We start from the raw sequence: 20,073 nt of genomic DNA, 5'->3' as shown, positions 1-20,073 counted from the left end.
GGTCAGAAGGGGAGGGGCTCACGCCACCCATCCCGGGGGAGCCCCTCGTTGAGGAACTGCCTGTACAGGTGCTCGTCCTCGTAGCCCCGCTCATATCTGACCGGCGGGTCCTGTTTCTCCAGAAACTGGGCGAAGGTCAACCCCGGGCTCTCTGGGGTAGCCACAGGAGGATAGGGCACTGCGCCAATTCGGGCGCGGAGGATCTCCGCCTTCAGCCTGGCCAGCACCCCTTCTTCGCCGGTGAGGACCTCCCGGCCGAAGTCCGTCGCCGTGAGCTGCTCACCCGGCCCCGCGGCGAGCACCCCGACCCGACGGCCGAGTTCGATGATGCTGGTGAGCAGCTCCGCATCCCTGGACGAGTAGGAGTAGCGGAAATGACCGCCATGGTAGGAACTGCGCTGCACCGGGCGCAGCACCGGGAACTGCTCCACCAGCTGGCGGGTGTATTTCACGGGCAGGAAACCCGGTTTGGTCAGGCGCGGCGGGCTCTCCCCGGTGGCCAGGCGGAGCAGCTCGAAGAGCACCGCCACGTCCGGGGTGGTGCGCACCAGAGGCTCAATCTCCGGCAGTGCGAAAGGCCGCCCGGCCTCCGACAGGACGGTGTAGAGCTCCATGGCGGAGGCAGGGTCGGGGACCTCGGCGGCCATGTGCTCCAGCAGGGCGTCGACGATGATGGCCCGTTCCAGGTCCGGGGGCAGGGGATCGCCTGCGTTGACCATCATCACCGCGTTGAACTCCGGCAGCCGGATCTGCGGGCCGGGCAGCAGCGGAACGGTATCGGTCAGTTCCATCCGGATCGGCTCCAGGGACCAGGCAGGGTTCTCGTCGACGGTGATGTCGAAGATCCACCCCCCGAGCCGGTCGAGGATCAACTGCATCCTCCCGGGCTCCACCGCCAGCGGTTCCTGCATGAGTTCGGCCCGCAGGTTGGGATGGCTGAAGTGGTATGCCCCGCGGCCGATGAAGGTCCCGCTCATCCGGAACACGGCATCCGGGGTGGGATAACGGCCGAGCGCGATGCATGTCCGGTCGAGCAGTTCCTCGACCGGCATGTCGGCGGCGAAGGCCAGGTTTCTCCTGAAAGGTCGGCGTGCACCGCGCAAGGTGAGCGTCATGGTCCGCAGTTCGTGGCTGTTCATGGTGGTGGATTCCCCCTCTTCCTCTTCTGGTGTCGGGCCCAGCCCACCACGCCAGCCCACACCCCGCCAGGGGCACTCCGCAGAGCTGTGGACAACCCGGACAGTCGCCGTCGGCTGTGGAGAACTCCGCTGCTTCTCGGCACCCCTCACCCCCACTGTGGTAGGTGACCGATATCACGTCTGTTTCGCTAGGCTGGACCCCATGAAGAGGACAGGGATCACCCGCCGGTTCAGTGCCGCCCTGGCATGTGCCGTGGTGCTGGGGCTGGCGGGCACCGCCTGCGGCACAGAATCCTGGGAGCAGCAGCAGATCCAGGACAACTTCCCCGTGGACAGGGCCGCTGAACCCGCCCCCGCCCAAACAGAGAGAGCGGCGACCGAGGACGTGCGGGAAGACGTCATCACCACCGGCTCCGCCACAGTGCAGACCCAGGATCCCGAGATAGCCGCCGCGGACTTCATCACCCTGGTCCGGGACCGGGGCGGACGCATCGCCAGCTCAGAGACCAGCACCTGGTCCGAACAGCTGCGGGCCACGGTCACCGCCCGCGTACCGGCGGACAACTACCAGACGGTCGTCGATTCCCTGGCCGACCACGGGGAGGTGGTGGCCCAGTCCACCCAGTCAACCGACGTCGGCCAGGAACGCGTTGACCTGGAGGCGCGCCGGGCGGCACTGCAGGCCTCCATCGACCGCCTGACCGAGCTGATGTCCACCGCCGGCTCCGTGGAGGACCTGCTGGCCGCCGAGAACACCCTCACGCAGCGGCAGGCCGATCTGGATTCCCTCACCGCCCAGCTGGATTACCTGGCGGATCAGGTGGCCCTGTCGACTCTGACCGTGACCTTCACCGTCGACGATGAGGGTTACCGCCCACCCAACGCCTTCGAGCGGGCCTGGGCCGCGTTCGTGGCCTCCGTGGCGTCGGTGCTCATCGTGTCCATGGCGGCGTTGCCGTGGCTGGTGATCCTCGCAGTACTCATCGCCGTAGTGTTCGTGCTGGTGCGCCGCCGCCGACGGAACCGGAACCGCCCACCACAGGAGGGCGGGCCGGCCGACCCGGCAGCGTAGACTCATAGGCATGGCTAAACCGATCATCGCCCCCAGCATCCTCGCCGCTGACTTCTCGAAACTGGGCGAGGAGGTGCGCGCCGTCGCCAACGCGGACTGGATCCACGTGGACATCATGGACGGCCACTTTGTCCCCAACCTCTCCTTCGGCCCGGAGATTACGAAGACCGTCGACAAGATCACGGACCAGCACCTCGACGTGCACCTCATGATCGAGAACCCCGAGAAGTGGGTCGACAGCTACATCGACGCCGGCGCTGACTGCGTCATCTTCCACGTCGAGGCCACCGACGACCATGTCGCCCTGGCCAAGCACATCCGCGCCAAGGGGGTGCGCGCCGGCTTCTCCCTCAAGCCCGGCACCCCGATCGAGCCCTACCTGGCGGACCTGCGCTTCTTCGACCTCGTCCTGGTCATGAGCGTCGAGCCGGGTTTCGGCGGCCAGTCCTTCATGCCTGATCAGCTGGAGAAGGTCCGCACCCTGCGCGAGGCCATCGACAACAACCGCCTGAAGACCCTCATCGAGATCGACGGCGGCATCTCCGAGAAGACCATCGCCGAGGCCGCGGAGGCCGGCTGCGACGCCTACGTCGCCGGCTCCGCGGTCTACGGCAAGGACGACCCGGCCGCAGCCGTCGACAATCTGCGCCGCCTGGCCACCGTCTAGGCCGACATGGAGAATCTCCGGGAAGCACTCCAGGCGGCCATCGCAGCCGGCGAAGCCGTGCGCGGGACCACCAGCCCGAACCCGCCCGTCGGGGCGGCCATCCTCGACCGGGAGGGCAGGCTCGTCGGCACCGGAGCCACCGAACCGGCCGGGGGGCCCCACGCCGAGGTCATGGCCCTGCGTGAGGCGGGGGACAAGGCGGAGGGGGGCACGGCCGTCGTCACGCTCGAACCCTGCAACCACACCGGCCGCACCGGTCCCTGCTCGCAGGCACTCGTCGACGCCGGCATCGAATTCGTCTACTACTGCCACCCCGACCCCGACCGGAACGCCGAGGGTGGGGCGGCCCACCTGCGGCAGCAGGGCGTGGGCGTCGAGCGGATCGACCACGACGTCGACACGTTGCGACCCTGGCTGACCGCAGTGCGCAACAACCGCCCCCACGTGACACTCAAATTCGCCCAGACCCTCGACGGCTTCACCGCCGCCCTGGACGGCTCGAGCCAGTGGATCACCGGCGAGCCCGCCCGCCGCCACGTCCACCGGGATCGCCGCAGACGCGACGCCATCATCGTCGGCACCGGCACCGCCATCGCCGATGACCCCTCGCTCACCGCGCGTGACGGCCGGGTGGAGCTGCCCGACCAGCCGCGCCGGGTGGTCATCGGCGGACGTTCCCTGACCGGGCACGCCCGCAATCTCCACCGGCTCGGTTTCGAGCAGTACCGCGGAATTCCCGAGGCGCTGTGGCAGTTGTGGGACACAGGTGCCCGCGACGTCCTCGTGGAGGGCGGGGCACACCTGGCCTCCGGTTTCGTGGAGTCCGGGATGGTGGACGCCATTCAGGCCTACATCGCCCCCACGCTGCTGGGGCAGGGCCGTTCCGTCCTCAGCGAGGCGCTCGGCCTGAGCCTGGCCGATGCCGCGACCTTCCAGCTGCAGGGCATCACCCGTCTCGGGGATGATGTCCTGCTCGAACTCACCCGAAAGGACTGACCCATGTTCACCGGACTCGTCGAGGAGGTCGGCACCGTCGCCGCCCTGGAGCCGCAGGGGGATGCCCTCCGACTGACCATCGAGGCCCCGAAGGTGCTTTCCGACGCCGCCTTCGGAGATTCCATCGCAGTCAATGGTGTGTGCCTGACTGTTGCCGATTTTGACGGTCAGCGCTTCACCGCCGACGTCATGCAGGAGTCCCTGGACCGCACCGGCCTGGGGCAGCTCGCGGTGGGTTCGCCCGTCAACCTGGAACGTGCCCTGGCTGCCGGCGCGCGACTCGGCGGGCACATCATGCAGGGCCACGTGGACGGCACCTCCCACCTGCTCAGCCGCACCTCCTCGGAGCACTGGGACGTGCTGCGCTTCTCACTGGGGGCGGACCTGGCCCGCTATGTCGTGGAGAAGGGCTCCATTGCGGTCAATGGCACCTCCTTGACCGTCTCGGCGGTGGGGGAGGACTGGTTCGAGGTCTCCCTCATCCCGACCACCCTCGCGGAGACCACCCACGGCCAGCTCGCGAAGGGTGATGTCGTCAATATCGAGGTCGACGTCCTGGCCAAGTACGTGGAGAAGATGCTCGGTGCCCGGGCCGAAGGCCGGGCCGGGGACGACGAGGGCTAAGGTTGACGCTCGTGAGTGACGAATCTGTGGACCCGAACGGCCGCCTGCGCCTGGACACCGTCGAGCGCGCCATCGCCGACATCAGGGCAGGGAAGGCGGTCGTCGTCGTGGACGACGAGGACCGTGAGAATGAGGGCGACCTCATCTTCGCGGCGGAGCTGGCAACCCCGGAACTGGTGGCCTTCATGGTCAGGTACAGCTCCGGCTACATCTGCACCGCCCTGACCAACGAGGACTGTGACCGCCTCGCCCTGCCGCCCATGGTGGCCCGCAACGAGGATGCCCGGCACACCGCCTACACCGTCACCGTCGACGCGGCGACAGACACCACCGGCATCTCCGCCTCCTCCCGAGCGGAGACCATCCTGCGCCTGGCGGACCCGGCCACCACCCGCCACGACTTCACCCGCCCCGGCCACGTCGTGCCGCTGCGCGCGGTGAAGGGCGGTGTGCTGGCCCGCGACGGCCACACCGAGGCAGCCGTCGACCTGTCGGTGCTCGCCGGCCTGCGCCCCGCCGGCGTGCTGTGCGAGATCGTCTCCGAGGATGACCCGACCGACATGGCGCGTGGCCCCGAGCTGCGCCGCTTCGCCGACACCCATGACCTGGCGATGATCTCCATCGAGCAGCTCATCGATTACCGCCGCCGCCACGAGTCCCAGGTCGAGCGCCTCGTGGAGACCCGCATGCCCACCGAGTTCGGCGAGTTCCGCGTCGTCGGCTACCGCCACCTCATCGACGGCACCGAGTTTCTCGCCCTGGTCGCCGGCGAGCTCGACGGCGCGGAGGACCTGCTGGTCCGCGTGCACTCGGAGTGCATGACCGGGGATGTCTTCGCCTCCCGCCGCTGCGACTGCGGCCCGCAGCTGCACGCCTCGATGCGCATGGTGCAGGAGGCCGGCCGCGGGGCGATCATCTACCTGCGCGGCCACGAGGGCCGCGGCATCGGACTGATGTCCAAGCTGGAGGCCTACCGCCTGCAGGACCTCGGTCTGGACACCGTCGACGCCAACCTGGAGCAGGGCCTGCCGGCCGACGCCCGCGAGTACTCGGCCGCCGGCCAGATCCTCCGGGACCTGGGCGTGACCTCCATCTCCCTGATGACCAACAACCCCACCAAATCCGCCGCGATGCAGGGCTACGGCGTGGAGATCACCGGCCGGACCTCCGTGCCGGTGGCGCCCAACGAGGACAACATCCGTTACCTGCGGACCAAGCGTGACCGCATGGGCCATGACCTGCCGGCCGTCGCACGCTGGGAGGCAGAGCACGAAGGAGCAGACAGTTGAGCAAGGAAGGACTCCCCGCCGTCGAGCGTATCGACGCCGCGGGCCTGAGCGTCGCGGTGGTCACCGCCCGCTGGAACACCGAGATCTGCGAGCAGATGCGCCGCCGCGCTGTGGAGACGGCGCGGGAGGCGGGCGTCGACAAGCTCACGGAGGCCCACGTCATGGGTGCACTCGAGCTGCCCGTCATCGTCCAGGAACTCGCCCGCACCCATGACGCCGTCGTGGCGCTGGGCTGCGTCATCCGCGGTGGCACCCCCCACTTCGACTACGTCTGCGATTCCGTGACGGAGGGCCTCACGCGCATCGCGCTCGACGAGTCCACCCCGATCGGCAATGGCGTGCTCACCACCAACGACCAGGAACAGGCCGTCGACCGCGCCGGTTTCCCGGATTCTGTCGAGGACAAGGGTGGCGAGGCGATGGCCGCGGCCCTCGACGCCGCGGTCACCCTGCGTCGGCTCCGCGGGAACCGGGGATAGACTGATGGATGTGAGTGAGAAGAACGTGGGAGCCGAGCACACCGGTCGCCGCCCGCTGACGGATGAGGAGCGCGCCTTCTACGCCGCCCTCGACCCGCACGCGCGGACGACCACCAAACCCTGGGAAATGGAGGTCCGGTCGACGTCGCTGAAGCGCTTCGCCTGGATCGCAGTGGTCATCGTCATGGCGGTGCACATTTTCATGGGATACTTCCTTGACCTGGAGTTCACGGGCGCCACCGTCACGTTCATCGACAAGCTGGCCTTCCCGGGCGTCGGCGTGGTCATCTCCGTGCTGGCCTACCTCTCCTTCACCCGCCCGCGGGTCCGCGCCAACGCCGACGGCGTGGAGATCCGCAACATCATCGGCACCCGGTTCTACCCCTGGGCCGTGATCTACGGCCTGCACTTCCCGGAGGGCGCCCGCATGGCCCGCCTGGAGCTGCCGGAGTTCGAGTACGTCCCCATGTGGGCGATGCAGGCCTCCGACGGCGCCTCCGTGGTCAGGGCCGTCTCGCAGTTCCGCGAGCTCGAGGCCCGCTACATGCCGCAGGACTAGTATCGTCGGTTTATGGCTGATCCGAGTACCTACCGCCCGGCGCCGGGGACCATCCCCACGGAGCCGGGCGTCTACCGATTCCGGGACGAGAACCGCCGCGTCATCTACGTCGGCAAGGCCAACAGCCTGCGGGCCAGGTTGGCCAACTACTTCCAGGATGTGACCACCCTCCATCCGCGCACGCGGCAGATGGTCTTCGCCGCCGCCTCGGTGGAGTGGACCGTCGTCGCCAGCGAGGTCGAGGCCCTCCAACTGGAGTACACCTGGATCAAGCGCTACGACCCGCGTTTCAACGTCAAATACCGCGACGACAAGACCTACCCGCTGCTGGCGGTCTCCACCGGTGAGGACATCCCGCGGGCCTTCTTCTACCGCGGCCCCCGCCGCCGCGGGGTGCGCTATTTCGGCCCCTACTCCCACGCCTGGGCGGTGCGCGAGACCCTCGACCTGCTCACCCGGGTATTCCCGGTGCGCACCTGCTCGAAGGGCGTGTACAACCGGCATGAGAAGCTCGGCCGGCCCTGCCTGCTGGGTTACATCGACAAATGCTCCGCCCCCTGTGTGGGCCGAGTCAGCCCGGAGGAGCACCGGGGGATCGTCGACGGTTTCGTCTCCTTCATGGCCGGGCACACCGACCAGGTGGTCCGCCAGCTCACCCGCGAGATGGAGCAGGCCGCCGAGGAGCTGGAATTCGAGCGTGCCGCCCGGCTGCGCGATGACCTGGGGGCCATCAACAAGGTGATGGAACAGCAGGCCGTCGTCCTCGGTGACGGCACCGACGCCGACCTCATCGCCGTCGACTCCGACGAGCTGGAGGCCGGCGTCCAGATCTTCCACGTCCGCGGCGGCCGGATCCGCGGCCAGCGCGGCTGGGTGGTCGAACGCACCGGAGAACCCATCGAGGTGCTCATCCAGAACTTCCTCATCCAGTTCTACTCGGACGCGGTGGAACGCGCGCAGGTGGAGGCCCAGGACGAGCAGAAGCAGATCGAACGCCGCGGTGTGGACAGGTTCTCCCATGACCCGCCGAAACCCGGTGCGGTGGTGCCGCGTGAGATCCTCGTGCAGCACCTGCCCGCGGAAGCCGGGGAGGTGGCCACCCTGCTCGCCGAGCTCAAGGGCGCAGCCGTGGACCTGCGGGTGCCGCAGCGCGGCGACAAACGTGCCCTCATGGAGACCGTCGAGCGCAACGCGAAGGAGGCGCTGCGCCAGCACAAGCTCAGACGCGTCGGCGACCTCACCGCCCGTTCCGCGGCGCTGCAGGACATCCAGGAGGCCCTCGGCCTGGAGGAGGCACCCCTGCGCATCGAATGCACCGACATCTCCCACATCCAGGGCACCGACGTCGTCGCCTCGCTCGTCGTCTTCGAGGACGGCCTGCCGCGGAAATCGGACTACCGCCGCTACCGCATCAGGGAGGCCGCCGGCGGCGGGCACTCCGACGACGTGGCCTCCATCGCGGAAGTCACCCGGCGCCGTTTCCTGCGCCACCACCAGGACAAACTCGCCGTGCCCGACGAGGAGACGGAGGCGCAGACCTTCGCGGACGAACGCGTCGAGGAGATGAGCACCGACCAGCGGCGTTTCGCCTACCCGCCGAACCTGTTCATCGTCGACGGTGGTCTGCCCCAGGTCAACGCCGCGCAGAAGGTCTTCGACGAACTCGGTATCGTGGATGTCACCCTCATCGGCCTGGCCAAACGCCTCGAGGAGATCTGGCTGCCGGGGGAGTCCGACCCCGTCATCCTGCCGCGCGCCTCCCAGGGGCTGTATCTGCTGCAGCAGATCCGTGACGAGGCGCACCGTTTCGCCATCACCTACCACCGCCAGCAACGTTCGAAGCGGATGCGGGTCTCCGAACTCGACGGCGTACCGGGCCTGGGCGCGACCCGCCGCACCGAGCTGGTCAAACACTTCGGTTCGGTGAAGAAGCTCAAGGCTGCCAGCCAGGCGGAGATCACCGAGGTGCGGGGTTTCGGCCCCCGCCTGGCGGCCGCCGTCTACGACCACCTCCATCCCGAGACCCACGATAGGATGTCCCCATGACCTCAACCTCCGGTGTGCCGTCCCGCTTCTCGACACCCCCCGTCCTCATCACCGGCATGTCCGGCGGAGGACTCAGCTCCGCGGCGAAGGTACTGGAGGACAAGGGTTTCTTCGTGGTGCAGAACCTGCCGCCGCAGCTCATCGTCGACTTCCTGGAGCTGTGCCTGGCGCAGGATCCCCCGGTGGAGAAGGTCTCCTTCCTCCTCGACGTGCGCACCCGCCAGTTCGGCGGCGACCTGCGCGCCACCCTCCGGGACCTGGCGGACAAGGGGCTCAACCCCACGCTGCTGTTCATGGACGCCCGCGACGACGTGCTCATCCGCCGTTTCGACAGTGTGCGCCGCACCCACCCCCTGCAGGGGGAGGACACCCTGCACCTGGGTATCGAGCGCGAACGGGAGATCACCAACGGGATCAAGGAACTCGCGGACATCATCATCGACACCTCGAGCCTGTCGGTGCATGACCTGCGCCGCACCATCGAGGCCTCCTTCGGCACGATGGCGCACAACCGCCAGCACGTCACCTTCGAGTCCTTCGGTTTCAAACACGGTGCCCCCAATGACGCGGACCTCATGGTGGACGTGCGTTTCCTGCCCAACCCCTACTGGATCCCCGAGCTGCGTGGCTTCCGTGGCGTTGATGAACCGGTGAGCGACTACGTCCTGAGCAGGGAGAGGGCGGGGGAATTCATCGATAATTTCGTCGATATGTTTGACTCAATGCTCGGTGGCTACCGCCATGAGGGCAAGAACTTCATCACCGTCGCCGTCGGCTGCACCGGCGGCCACCACCGTTCCGTCGCGGTGTCCGAGGAGCTCGGACGTCGGCTTCGGGAGCGCGGTGACATCGACATCAACGTCATCCACCGCGACATCAACCGACACTGATCCTGCAACCGTAACTGACTTCCCGGGAGGAAATCTTGCACATCACCTCGATGGGAGGCGGTCACGGCCTCTACCAGACGCTCGTCGCCGCCCGGCTGAGCGCACCGGAATCGATCACCGCGGTGGTCACCGTCGCGGATGACGGCGGTTCCTCCGGCCGGTTGCGCCGCGAGCTCGGCATCATCCCGCCCGGGGATCTGCGCATGGCACTCGCCGCCCTGGCCAGTGACGACGAAGAGGGCAGCCTCTGGGCCCAGACCCTGCAGCACCGCTTCGGCGGCACCGGGGCACTCGCGGGTCATGCAGTCGGCAACCTGCTCATCGCCGGGCTGACCGGGATCCTGGGCAGCGAGCAGGCGGCCCTGGACAAGGTCGCCGAGCTCACCGGCTCCCACGGCCGGGTCCTGCCCATGTGCAACCAGCCGCTGGAGATCGAGGCCGACGTCGCCGGGCTTGACGACGACCCCCGGGTCATCCGCCCCGTCCGCGGCCAGGTTGCCGTGGCCACCACCCCCGGCACGGTCCGCCGGGTGCGGCTGATCCCGGAACGTCCCGAGGCCTGCGGCGCGGCAGTCCAGGCGATCGAGGCAGCCGACCTGGTCACCCTCGGCCCCGGCTCGTGGTTCTCCTCGGTCATCCCGCACCTGCTGATCCCGGGCATCGTCGACGCCCTCAACGCCACCGGTGCACTCAAGGTGGTCGTGCTCAACCTCTCGGCGGAACCGGGGGAGACCCACGGCTTCTCCTCGGAACGGCACATCCACATGCTCAGCCAGCACGCACCCGCCCTGCGCATCGACCGGATCCTCGTCGACGCGGACACCATCCCCACCGCCGCGGAGCGTTCCTACCTGGAGCGGGCCGCCGCCGGGCTGGGCGCGACGATCGTCTACGAGGATCTGCGCACGGAGGACGGCAACGGCCAACGCATCAACAAACACGACCCCTCCAAACTGGCTGCCGCGCTCACGGGCCTGTACCGGGAGGCCCGGGGTGGGGGAGCCTCCGACTAGACTGGTCCGGATCACAGGGCAGCTCGAGAGAAAGGCGGTCGCACCCGTGGCGTTGACGGCAAGAGTCAAGGACGAACTCGCAAAGGTGGTGGTCCCCCGGCAGTCGGCCCGGGTCGCCGAGACCGCGGCGCTGCTGCGTTTCGCCGGCCAGATACAGGTCATCGCCGGGCGGCTGGTGCTGGAGGCCGAACTCGATTCCGGTGACGTCGCCCGGCGGCTGGCGGAGGCCCTGACGGAGATGTACGGCGTCGAGGTGCACGAGCACACGATCAGCCCGGGCGGGGCCTCGAAAAACTCCCGCCACCTGCTGCGCGTGACGGAAGGCACCCGGGACCTCTCCCGGCGGCTGGGCCTGGTCACCCGTTCCGGGCATCCCGTGGTCGGTCTGCCGCCGCAGGTGATCTCCGGCACGGTCGCCGACAACGAGGCGGCCTGGCGCGGGGCCTTCCTCGCTCAGGGCTCCCTCACCGAGCCGGGGCGTTCCTCCGCCCTCGAGGTGACCTGTCCCTGCCAGGAGGCGGCGCTGGCGCTGGTCGGCGCGGCCCGGCGGCTGGGTATCGCCGCCCGGACGAAGGAGACCCGCGGCACCGACCGGGTGGTCATCCGCGACGGGGACGCCATCGGCGCGCTGCTGACCCGGATGGGTGCGCAGCAGGTCCGCCTGGAGTGGGAGGACAAGCGTCTGCGGCGGGAGAGCCGTTCCACCGCCAACCGGCTGGCCAATTTCGATGACGCGAACCTGCGCCGTTCGGCCCGAGCAGCTGTTGCCGCCGCCGCCCGCGTGGAGCGCGCCATGCAGATCCTCGGGGATGACGTGCCCGAGCACCTGGCTGAGGCCGGGCAGCTGCGCGTCGCCCACCGCCAGGCATCCCTGGAGGAGCTGGGCCGACTCGCGGATCCGCAGATGACCAAGGATGCCGTCGCCGGCCGCATCCGCCGCCTGCTGTCCATGGCCGACAAGCGCGCGGAGGAGCTGGGGCTGTCGGACACCAACGAGGCTGTCACCGACGACCTCCTCGAAGGGGCCTGAGAGCGGCAGTTCTGTTCCATTCGGGGGTGGAACGGACCTGCGGGGGCGGATTTAATTTCTCCCCCGCCTGCGTCTGGCCAGGGGCTTGAGGCGCCGTTGACAGCGAGATTCGTCCATTCTCCGGGGTCGGAGGGCCGGGTGGTGGGGATGTGACGTGTCCACAGGTCCGGGCCCGTCTGTTTGACCGCTGCGGGGGTGGGGAACTGTCGCTAAACTGTGACCCGATGGGCCGTGACACATAGTCAACGCGACGGATAGCGCGGTCACATCCGGACATGACTATTCACAAACCCGAGGAGATTATTGTGACCATCCGCGTAGGCATCAACGGCTTCGGCCGCATCGGCCGTAACTTCTTCCGTGCAGTCCTGGAGCGCAGCGAGGCCATCGAGGTTGTCGCGGTCAATGACCTCACCGACAACAAGACCCTGTCGACCCTGCTGAAGTACGACTCCATCCTGGGTCGCCTGCCGGGCGCGGTCGAGTTCGACGATGACTCCATCACCTACGACGGCAAGCGCATCGCCGTCTCCGCTGAGCGTGACCCGAAGAACCTCGACTGGGCCGCCCACAACGTCGACATCGTCATCGAGTCCACCGGCTTCTTCACCGACGCCGAGGCAGCCAAGGCACACATCGAGGCCGGCGCCAAGAAGGTCATCATCTCCGCCCCGGCGAAGAACGAGGACGCCACCTTCGTCTACGGAGTCAACCACCAGGACTACGACGCTGAGAACCACAACGTCATCTCCGCCGCATCCTGCACCACCAACTGCCTGGCGCCCGTCGCCCAGGTCCTGGACGAGAAGCTCGGCATCGAGCGTGGTCTGATGACCACCATCCACGCCTACACCGGTGACCAGCGTCTCCACGACGCCCCGCACAAGGACCTGCGCCGCGCCCGCGCAGCGGCCGTGAACATCGTCCCGACCTCCACCGGTGCCGCCAAGGCCGTCGCCCTGGTCCTGCCGCAGCTGAAGGGCAAGCTGGACGGCTACGCCCTGCGCGTCCCGACCATCACCGGCTCCGCCACCGACCTGACCTTCACCGCCTCCCGCGAGACCTCCGTCGAGGAGGTCAACGCCATCATCAAGGAGGCCGCGCAGGGTGAGTTCGGTGAGACCCTCGCCTACACCGAGGACCCGATCGTCTCCACCGACATCATCTCCGACCCCCACGGCTCCATCTTCGACTCCGGCCTGACCAAGGTCATCGGCGACCAGGTCAAGGTCGTCGCCTGGTACGACAACGAGTGGGGCTACACCTGCCAGCTGCTGCGTCTGACCGAGCTGGTCGCCGCCAAGCTCCAGTAGAAACACCCGGCATCTTCCCGGCCCACGGCTGAGTCCGGGGAGGTGCGGCCCTGCGGCCCGGGGTGTGCCTCGGCACACGCCGGGCCCTTCGGCTGTCCAGCCGGAACCACTATCTCCAGCCGCCATTTTCACTTATCAACGCATAGAGTCAAGGAGCCAGCCATGACCGTCAAGACCCTGCAGGACCTGCTCGACGAGGGTGTCGAAGACCGCCACATCCTCGTCCGCTCGGATTTCAACGTCCCGCTCAACGACGCCGGTGAGATCACCGACGCGGGCCGCATCACCGCCTCCCTGCCCACCCTGCAGGCGCTCGTCGAGGGCGGCGCCAAGGTCATCGTCATGGCCCACCTCGGACGCCCCAAGGGCGAGGTCAACGCCAAGTACTCCCTGGCCCCGGTCGCCGAGGCCCTGTCCGATGCCCTGGGCCAGTACGTGGCCCTGGCCGGCGATGTCGTCGGTGAGGACGCCCACGAGCGCGCCAACGGCCTGACCGGGGGCGATGTCCTCCTGCTGGAGAACGTGCGTTTCGACGCCCGCGAGACGTCCAAGGATGAGACCGAGCGCGGCGCCTTCGCCGAGCAGCTCGCCGAGCTCGCCGCCGACAACGGCGCCTTCGTCTCCGACGGCTTCGGCGTCGTCCACCGTGCGCAGGCCTCCGTCTACGACGTGGCCAGGCGTCTCCCGGCCTACGCCGGCAAGCTGGTGGAGAAGGAGATCTCCGTCCTGGAGAAGACGGCCACCAACCCCGAGTCCCCCTACGTGGTCATCCTCGGCGGCTCCAAGGTCTCCGACAAGCTGGGCGTCATCGAGGCCCTGGCCGGCAAGGCCGACAAGATCATCATCGGCGGCGGCATGTGCTACACCTTCCTCGCCGCCCAGGGCTACAACACCCAGAAGTCCCTCCTCCAGGAGGAGATGATCGACACCTGCAGGGACCTCCTCGCCCGCTTCGGCGACAAGATCGTCCTGCCCGTCGACCTCATCGCCGCCTCCGAGTTCTCCGCCGACGCCGAGCACAAGGTCGTCGCCCTCGACGGCATCCCGGAGGGCTGGCTGTCCCCGGACATCGGCCCGGAGTCCGTGGAGAAGTTCGCCGAGGTGCTCGCCACCTCGAAGACCGTCTTCTGGAACGGTCCGATGGGCGTCTTCGAGATGGCGCCGTTCTCCCAGGGCACCAAGGGCGTCGCCCAGGCCATCATCGACGCGACCGCCGACAACGGCTCCTTCTCCGTCGTCGGCGGCGGTGACTCCGCCGCCTCCGTCCGCGTCCTCGGCCTGGACGAGGCCGGTTTCTCCCACATCTCCACCGGTGGCGGCGCCTCCCTCGAATTCCTCGAGGGCAAGGAACTGCCGGGCGTCTCCGTCCTCAACCGCTAGCACCCGGTTCCCCCACCTGAAAGGAGTGCCACCATGGCACGCACCCCCCTCATCGCCGGTAACTGGAAGATGAACCTGGACCACCACCAGGCGATCGCGACCGTCCAGAAGCTGGACTTCGCCCTGCCGAAGGACCACTACGAGAAGGTCGACGTCGCCGTCACCGTCCCCTTCACCGACATCCGCTCCGTGCAGACCCTCGTCGACGGTGACAAGCTGCAGATCACCTACGGTGCCCAGGACGTCTCGCAGCACGAGTCCGGCGCCTACACCGGTGAGGTCTCCGCCCAGATGCTGGCCAAGCTCGGCTGCACCTGGGTTGTCGTCGGCCACTCCGAGCGCCGCGAATACCACAACGAATCCGATGAGCTGGTCGCCGCCAAGGCCGCCGCCGCCCTCAAGCACGGCATCAGCCCGATCGTGTGCGTCGGCGAGCCGCTGGAGATCCGCGAGGCCGGCACCCACGTCGAGCACGTGGTCAACCAGACCCGCGCGTCGCTTGCCGGCCTGTCCGCCGGGGACCTGGCGAAGACCGTCATCGCCTACGAACCGGTCTGGGCCATCGGCACCGGCAAGGTCGCCTCCGCCGCCGACGCGCAGGAGGTGTGCGCCGCCATCCGTGGCCTCATCCGTGAGCTCGCCGGCGAGGAGGTCGCCGCAGGCATCCGCATCCTCTACGGCGGTTCCGTCAAGACCGACTCCATCGCCGAGATCATCAGCCAGACGGACGTCGACGGCGGTCTCGTCGGCGGTGCCTCGCTGGACGGCGAGGAATTCGCCCGTCTCGCGGCTGCCGCCGCAGGCGCCGTCGCCTGACCCGACCCCGCCACCGAACACCAGGAGAACCCACCTCATGGCCGACCGTGATCATCTGCAGGAAGACATCCGCTATCTGGGCCGGATCCTCGGCCAGGTGATCGCGGAACAGGAGGGGCAGGAGGTCTTTGACCTGGTCGAACACGCCCGCCGCCAGGCCTTCGAGGTGGCCAAGGGCAACGCCTCCCTGGAGGTGCTCGTCGATCTGTTCCGCAACATCGACCCGCACCGCGCGACCCCCGTCATCCGGGCCTTCAGCCACTTCGCCCTCATGGCGAACCTGGCGGAGGACATCCACGACGACTTCAACCGCGAGGCTGTCCTCGACGGCGGCGGGGTCCCTGACTCCACGCTCGAGGCGACCTGGGAGAAGTACGAGGCCGCCGGGGTGGGGGCCGCGGACGTCGGGAAGATCCTGTCGGAGGCCCTGGTGGCCCCGGTGTTCACCGCGCATCCCACGGAGACGCGCCGCCGCACGGTCTTCGACGCCCAGAAGAACATCACCCGGCTCATGCTGGACCGGCACCGCGTCCAGGACGCCGATCCGACGGTGCGCACCGAATCACGGCTGGCGGACATCGAGCACCGCATCCGCCGGCGCATGACCATCCTGTGGCAGACCGCGCTGATCCGCCAGGCCCGTCCCCGCATCGAGGACGAGATCGAGGTCGGCCTGCGCTACTACCTGCTCTCCCTGCTGCGGGAGATCCCGGCGCTGAACCGGGACGTCCACGACACCCTCACCGGCCGCTTCCAGGCTGAACTGCAGGGTAACGCGGCCCGGGCCATCGTCCGCCCCGGCTCCTGGATCGGCGGCGACCACGACGGCAACCCCTTCGTCACCGCCGAGACCCTCGACTACGCTTCCCGGCGGGCCGCGCAGACCGTTCTGCGCCACTACGCCGACCAGCTCCACGACCTCGAGAACGAACTCAGTCTCTCCGACCGGATGACCGCCGTGACCGTCGAGCTGGTCGAACTCGCCGGCCGCGGCCACAACGATGTCGCCTCGCGCGTCGACGAACCCTACCGCCGTGCCGTCCACGGCATCCGGGGACGCATCCTGGCGACCACCGCCGTCCTCATCGGTGAGGATGCCGTCGAAGGCACCTGGCACCGCGCGCACGAGCCCTACACCTCCCCGGCGGAATTCGACGCCGACCTGAAGATCGTCGACGACTCCCTGCGGATGTCCAACGACGCCATCATCGCCGACGACTGCCTGGCCACCATCCGGGCGGCGGTCGCCAGCTTCGGTTTCCACCTCCACTCGATCGACCTGCGCCAGAACTCCGAGAGCTTCGAGAATGTCCTCTCCGAGGTCTTCGCCACCGCGCACGTCCACCCCGCGTACCACTCGCTGGGGGAGGAGGAGAAGATCGAGCTGCTCACCCGGGAACTGCGCACCCCACGCCCGCTCGTCCCGCGCGGCTACCGCCGCTTCAGCGAGGCCACCCAGCGGGAACTCGACCTCATCCAGCAGGCGGCCGACAGCGTCGCCCGCTTCGGTGCGGACATGATCCCGCACCAGATCATCTCCATGGCCCAGTCGGTCAGTGACATCCTCGAGCCGATGGTGCTGCTCAAGGAGGTCGGTCTCATCCGGGCAAACGGGGAGGGGCCCAGCGGCAGCGTCGACATCATCCCCCTGTTCGAGACCATCGACGACCTCGAGGCCGGCGCCGGCATCCTCCGCAGGCTGTGGGAGCTGCCGCTGTACCGGGCGTATCTCGCCCAGCGCGGCAACGTCCAGGAGGTCATGCTGGGCTACTCCGACTCCAACAAGGACGGCGGTTACTTCGCCGCGAACTGGGCGCTCTACGACGCGGAGACCCAGCTGGTGGCAGCCGGACGGGAGCACGGGGTACGTCTGCGTCTGTTCCATGGCCGGGGCGGCACCGTCGGCCGGGGCGGCGGCCCCTCCTATGAGGCGCTGCTTGCCCAACCCCAGGGCGCGGTCGACGGTTCCGTGCGCATCACCGAGCAGGGCGAGATCATCTCCGCCAAATACGGCTCGCCGCGCACCGCCCGCCGCAACCTCGAGGCCCTGGTCGCCGCGACGCTGGAGGCCAGCCTCCTGCCGGTCGACGAACTGGCCGACCGGGCACGCGCCGTGGACATCATGCGTGAACTAGCTGCCATCAGCCGCCGGAAGTACTCTGCCCTCGTGCACGAGGATCCCGGCTTCATCCCTTATTTCACCCAGTCGACCCCGCTGGGGGAGATCGGTGCCCTCAACATCGGTTCCCGTCCGACCTCGCGGAAGCAGACGAAGGGCGTGGAGGATCTGCGGGCCATCCCGTGGGTGCTCGCCTGGTCGCAGGCGCGCGTGCTGCTGCCCGGCTGGTTCGGGGTGGGCACGGCCCTGCAGGAGTGGATCGAGTCGGGGGAGGACCGCGAGGCGCGCATCGCCGAGCTGCGCGCTCTCTACGAGACGTGGCCCTTCTTCTCCTCGGTCGTCTCCAACATGGCCCAGGTCATGTCCAAGGCCGGCATGGAGCTGGCCGCCCTGTACGCCCGGCTTGTCGACGACCGCGAGATCGCCGGACGCATCCACGGCATCATCGCCGCGGAATTTGAACTGACCAGGGAGATGTTCAGCACCGTCACCGGCAGCGGGGAGCTGTTGGCCGACAACCCGGCCCTGGCCCGCTCCGTGCGGCGCCGCTTCCCCTACCTGCTGCCCCTGAACATCATCCAGGTGGAGCTGCTGCGCCGGCACCGTGCCGGTGACAGCCGTGAGGCTGTCTCCCGGGGCATCCAGCTGACGATGAACGGACTCGCCACCGCCCTCCGCAACTCGGGTTAGTCCTGATGTAGACTGTCCAGGAGTTTCACCCGCCGACCTCTCAAAGGACCACCAAGCACCATGACCCTTGCGCTCCAGATCATCCTCGTGCTCTCCGCCGTGCTCGTCACGGTGTTCGTGCTGCTGCACAAGGGCAAGGGCGGCGGCCTGTCCAGCCTCTTCGGTGGTGGCGTGCAGTCGAATCTCTCGGGTTCGACGATCGTCGAGAAGAACCTCGACCGTTACACCATCTTCATGGCGGTCATCTGGATCGTGTGCATCATCGCCCTCAACCTCATCCAGGCCTACGGCGGCTGATCAGCCACGAGCCCGAGGCAGGTCTTCTCTACTTCCTCGATGAGGTGGCCCAGGCCCGGTTCCTCCACCGGGAAGTGGCCGCATTCCGCCAGCAGCCGGATCCCGGCCTGCGCGGGGCTGCGCCGCAGCCACCGGACGCTGATCTCCGCCGGTGTCCAGCCGTCCCTGGCCGGATGCGCCAGCAGGACCGGGGTCTCCACCTGTTCGGGGCGGGTGTGGGGGTAGCGCAGGTATGAGGCGAGGAAATCCGCCGGCACCTGCACGCCGCCGCCGCGGGGATCCGTCGCACACAACCGGGTGAGCCCGGGGTCGCGGCTCATGGCACCGAGGTCGGCCACCCAGCTCATGGGGATCAGTTGCCGGGCCAGGCGGTGGGGGAGCCGGCGCGGCAGCGCAGCGCCCAGCACACCCAGGGGCCCGAACCGGGTCATGGCCCGACGGGCCCGCCAGTCCGCGGGGTCCAGCAGACAGGTGACCACCGCAGTGGCGACCCGGCCGGAGAGCTCCGCGGCCTCCACGGACAGCAGCCCGCCCATGCTGGCGCCGAGCAGCACCAGCGGGCGGTTGTCATCCTCCGCCGCGATGAGATCGACCAGCAGCTCCACCCAGTCGTCGTAGCGCACGGCGGACAGATCCGCCGGGAGTGTGGAGCCGTAGAGCGGCAGATCCACCGCGGCCAGGTCGGCCACGTCGGCCCGGATGAGGGAGGCCAACGGCCACAGCGCCTCGGCGTGCCCGCCGCCCCCGTGTACCAGCAGCACCCGGACCGGTGCCTGCCCGTCACCGCGCCGCAGGATGCGGACATCATGGCCGCGCCACGCCCAGCGGGTGGCGGTCGGCGGGCGGACCTGCCCCCGCCTGCCCGCCGGGAGGAAGGCTGCGTAGTCACGCCAGGAGGGCAGCCCGCCGGACACTACTGCTCCAGGTCGGTCGCGGCGTCGTCGGTGAGGTAGAGGACGGTGTCCTCGTTGCCGCGTGCCCCGGCGGCCGGCCAGTCCGCCGGATCCGAACCGGCGAGGACATGTGCCGCAGCCTCCGCCTTCTCCGCCCCGGCGACCAGCAGCCAGACCTGGTCGGCGCGGTGGATCGCCGGTAGCGTCAGGGTGACCCGCTCAGCCGGCGGCTTGGGGGAGTCCGTGACCGCGATGACCAGCCGTTCCGATTCCCGGACGGCCTCGGTGTGGGGGAACAGGGAGTTGATGTGGCCCTCATGGCCCATCCCCAGCAGGTGGAGATCGAAACCCTGCGGGGCGACCTCGTTGATCCTCGCCTGGTAGCTGTCGGCCGCCTCCCACATGGCGACCTGCCCCAGCCCGTAACCGTGGATGTTCTCCTCGGGGATGTCCACGTGGTCGAGTAGCGCCTGCCGGGCCTGCCCCTCGTTGGAGTCGGCGTGGGTGACGGGAACATTGCGTTCGTCACCGAAGAAGACGTGGACATGCGACCAGTCGATCCTGGGGTCCTCGGCCTCCAGGACCCGGACGCGTTCCAGCAGGCCGATGCCGGCGCCGCCGCCGGTGAGCACGATCCGGGCGATGCCGTCACGGTGGCGGCTGCGACCGGTGGCCTGCAGGGAGGTGATGACGTCGATGAACGAGGTCGCGGCCTGGTCGATGAGGGTGGACAGGGTGTCGGGACGGCGGAGGGAGACCAT

The 20,073-nt window shown here is 68.7% G+C and carries 19 protein-coding genes; 16 read left to right on the top strand and 3 right to left on the bottom strand.

Features of this window, described 5'->3' with window-relative positions; genetic code table 11:
• Nucleotides 1-2: 2 nt before the first annotated feature.
• The gene (locus NYP18_RS07795) at nucleotides 3-1,139 is read right to left on the bottom strand and encodes a hypothetical protein (protein WP_259427607.1); all 1,137 of its coding nucleotides are present in this window, start codon (nucleotides 1,137-1,139) and stop codon (nucleotides 3-5) included.
• Nucleotides 1,140-1,341: 202 nt separating this feature from the next.
• Here NYP18_RS07795 and NYP18_RS07790 point away from each other — a divergent pair, with 202 nt between their 5' ends.
• The 16 genes from NYP18_RS07790 to secG all read left to right on the top strand — a co-directional run bounded on the left by NYP18_RS07790 (nucleotide 1,342) and on the right by secG (nucleotide 18,419).
• Nucleotides 1,342-2,211: a DUF4349 domain-containing protein gene (locus NYP18_RS07790; protein WP_259427606.1), complete on the top strand. Its 870-nt coding sequence runs from the start codon at nucleotides 1,342-1,344 to the stop codon at nucleotides 2,209-2,211.
• Nucleotides 2,212-2,221: 10 nt separating this feature from the next.
• Nucleotides 2,222-2,878, top strand: a complete 657-nt coding sequence (gene rpe, locus NYP18_RS07785) for a ribulose-phosphate 3-epimerase (protein ID WP_259427605.1) — start codon at nucleotides 2,222-2,224, stop codon at nucleotides 2,876-2,878.
• Between the two features lie 6 nt (nucleotides 2,879-2,884).
• Nucleotides 2,885-3,874 carry a bifunctional diaminohydroxyphosphoribosylaminopyrimidine deaminase/5-amino-6-(5-phosphoribosylamino)uracil reductase RibD gene (ribD, locus tag NYP18_RS07780; RefSeq protein WP_259427604.1) on the top strand — a complete coding sequence of 330 codons (990 nt, stop codon included), beginning with the start codon at nucleotides 2,885-2,887 and terminating at the stop codon, nucleotides 3,872-3,874.
• A 3-nt stretch (nucleotides 3,875-3,877) separates the two neighbouring features.
• On the top strand, nucleotides 3,878-4,498 hold the full coding sequence (locus NYP18_RS07775) for a riboflavin synthase (protein WP_259427603.1): 621 nt from the start codon (nucleotides 3,878-3,880) through the stop codon (nucleotides 4,496-4,498).
• An 11-nt stretch (nucleotides 4,499-4,509) separates the two neighbouring features.
• Nucleotides 4,510-5,787 (top strand): bifunctional 3,4-dihydroxy-2-butanone-4-phosphate synthase/GTP cyclohydrolase II, encoded by a 1,278-nt coding sequence (locus tag NYP18_RS07770; protein WP_259427602.1) that lies wholly within the window; start codon nucleotides 4,510-4,512, stop codon nucleotides 5,785-5,787.
• Complete coding sequence (ribH, locus tag NYP18_RS07765; RefSeq protein ID WP_259427601.1) at nucleotides 5,784-6,266, top strand: 6,7-dimethyl-8-ribityllumazine synthase; 483 nt, start codon at nucleotides 5,784-5,786, stop codon at nucleotides 6,264-6,266. The genes NYP18_RS07770 and ribH overlap by 4 nt, the downstream gene beginning before the upstream one ends.
• Nucleotides 6,267-6,270: 4 nt before the next feature.
• A complete protein-coding gene (locus NYP18_RS07760) occupies nucleotides 6,271-6,825 on the top strand; it encodes a PH domain-containing protein (protein ID WP_259427600.1) in 555 nt (184 codons plus the stop codon).
• Between the two features lie 12 nt (nucleotides 6,826-6,837).
• Entirely contained in the window at nucleotides 6,838-8,871 is a 2,034-nt protein-coding gene (gene uvrC, locus NYP18_RS07755) for an excinuclease ABC subunit UvrC (RefSeq protein WP_259427599.1), read from the top strand.
• Nucleotides 8,868-9,761 carry an RNase adapter RapZ gene (gene rapZ, locus NYP18_RS07750; protein WP_259427598.1) on the top strand — a complete coding sequence of 298 codons (894 nt, stop codon included), beginning with the start codon at nucleotides 8,868-8,870 and terminating at the stop codon, nucleotides 9,759-9,761. Before uvrC ends, rapZ begins: the two co-directional genes overlap by 4 nt.
• A gap of 41 nt (nucleotides 9,762-9,802) precedes the next feature.
• Complete coding sequence (locus tag NYP18_RS07745) at nucleotides 9,803-10,774, top strand: gluconeogenesis factor YvcK family protein (RefSeq protein WP_369415248.1); 972 nt, start codon at nucleotides 9,803-9,805, stop codon at nucleotides 10,772-10,774.
• Between the two features lie 52 nt (nucleotides 10,775-10,826).
• A complete protein-coding gene (whiA, locus tag NYP18_RS07740) occupies nucleotides 10,827-11,804 on the top strand; it encodes a DNA-binding protein WhiA (protein WP_259427658.1) in 978 nt (325 codons plus the stop codon).
• Nucleotides 11,805-12,109: 305 nt separating this feature from the next.
• Nucleotides 12,110-13,117: a type I glyceraldehyde-3-phosphate dehydrogenase gene (gap, locus tag NYP18_RS07735; RefSeq protein ID WP_259427597.1), complete on the top strand. Its 1,008-nt coding sequence runs from the start codon at nucleotides 12,110-12,112 to the stop codon at nucleotides 13,115-13,117.
• 162 nt (nucleotides 13,118-13,279) lie between these two features.
• Entirely contained in the window at nucleotides 13,280-14,497 is a 1,218-nt protein-coding gene (gene pgk, locus NYP18_RS07730; RefSeq protein WP_259427596.1) for a phosphoglycerate kinase, read from the top strand.
• Between the two features lie 33 nt (nucleotides 14,498-14,530).
• Complete coding sequence (gene tpiA, locus NYP18_RS07725; RefSeq protein ID WP_259427595.1) at nucleotides 14,531-15,313, top strand: triose-phosphate isomerase; 783 nt, start codon at nucleotides 14,531-14,533, stop codon at nucleotides 15,311-15,313.
• A 37-nt stretch (nucleotides 15,314-15,350) separates the two neighbouring features.
• Nucleotides 15,351-18,122 carry a phosphoenolpyruvate carboxylase gene (gene ppc / locus NYP18_RS07720; protein ID WP_259427594.1) on the top strand — a complete coding sequence of 924 codons (2,772 nt, stop codon included), beginning with the start codon at nucleotides 15,351-15,353 and terminating at the stop codon, nucleotides 18,120-18,122.
• Between the two features lie 60 nt (nucleotides 18,123-18,182).
• On the top strand, nucleotides 18,183-18,419 hold the full coding sequence (gene secG, locus NYP18_RS07715; RefSeq protein ID WP_259427593.1) for a preprotein translocase subunit SecG: 237 nt from the start codon (nucleotides 18,183-18,185) through the stop codon (nucleotides 18,417-18,419).
• Here secG and NYP18_RS07710 read toward each other — a convergent pair.
• Together NYP18_RS07710 and pgl are read right to left on the bottom strand one after the other, a co-directional pair.
• On the bottom strand, nucleotides 18,407-19,333 hold the full coding sequence (locus NYP18_RS07710) for an alpha/beta fold hydrolase (RefSeq protein ID WP_259427592.1): 927 nt from the start codon (nucleotides 19,331-19,333) through the stop codon (nucleotides 18,407-18,409). The two genes, secG and NYP18_RS07710, sit on opposite strands and share 13 nt — an antisense overlap.
• A complete protein-coding gene (pgl, locus tag NYP18_RS07705) occupies nucleotides 19,333-20,073 on the bottom strand; it encodes a 6-phosphogluconolactonase (protein ID WP_259427591.1) in 741 nt (246 codons plus the stop codon). Before pgl ends, NYP18_RS07710 begins: the two co-directional genes overlap by 1 nt.

This window comes from Corynebacterium lemuris (assembly GCF_024919295.1).
Classification (GTDB): Bacteria; Actinomycetota; Actinomycetes; order Mycobacteriales; family Mycobacteriaceae; genus Corynebacterium; species Corynebacterium lemuris.
The sequence above is the reverse complement of the archived record's forward strand: the minus strand, read 5'-3'. Positions and strand labels throughout refer to the sequence as shown.

Coding starts and splice junctions, on each gene's coding strand:
- NYP18_RS07775 (WP_259427603.1), top strand. CDS start 3,878: ATGTTCACCGGACTCGTCGAGGAGGTCGGCACCGTCGCCGCCCTGGAG.
- rapZ (WP_259427598.1), top strand. CDS start 8,868: ATGACCTCAACCTCCGGTGTGCCGTCCCGCTTCTCGACACCCCCCGTC.
- uvrC (WP_259427599.1), top strand. CDS start 6,838: ATGGCTGATCCGAGTACCTACCGCCCGGCGCCGGGGACCATCCCCACG.
- NYP18_RS07795 (WP_259427607.1), bottom strand. CDS start 1,139: ATGAACAGCCACGAACTGCGGACCATGACGCTCACCTTGCGCGGTGCA.
- NYP18_RS07790 (WP_259427606.1), top strand. CDS start 1,342: ATGAAGAGGACAGGGATCACCCGCCGGTTCAGTGCCGCCCTGGCATGT.
- NYP18_RS07760 (WP_259427600.1), top strand. CDS start 6,271: ATGGATGTGAGTGAGAAGAACGTGGGAGCCGAGCACACCGGTCGCCGC.
- secG (WP_259427593.1), top strand. CDS start 18,183: ATGACCCTTGCGCTCCAGATCATCCTCGTGCTCTCCGCCGTGCTCGTC.
- tpiA (WP_259427595.1), top strand. CDS start 14,531: ATGGCACGCACCCCCCTCATCGCCGGTAACTGGAAGATGAACCTGGAC.
- pgl (WP_259427591.1), bottom strand. CDS start 20,073: ATGGTCTCCCTCCGCCGTCCCGACACCCTGTCCACCCTCATCGACCAG.
- pgk (WP_259427596.1), top strand. CDS start 13,280: ATGACCGTCAAGACCCTGCAGGACCTGCTCGACGAGGGTGTCGAAGAC.
- ppc (WP_259427594.1), top strand. CDS start 15,351: ATGGCCGACCGTGATCATCTGCAGGAAGACATCCGCTATCTGGGCCGG.
- ribD (WP_259427604.1), top strand. CDS start 2,885: ATGGAGAATCTCCGGGAAGCACTCCAGGCGGCCATCGCAGCCGGCGAA.
- rpe (WP_259427605.1), top strand. CDS start 2,222: ATGGCTAAACCGATCATCGCCCCCAGCATCCTCGCCGCTGACTTCTCG.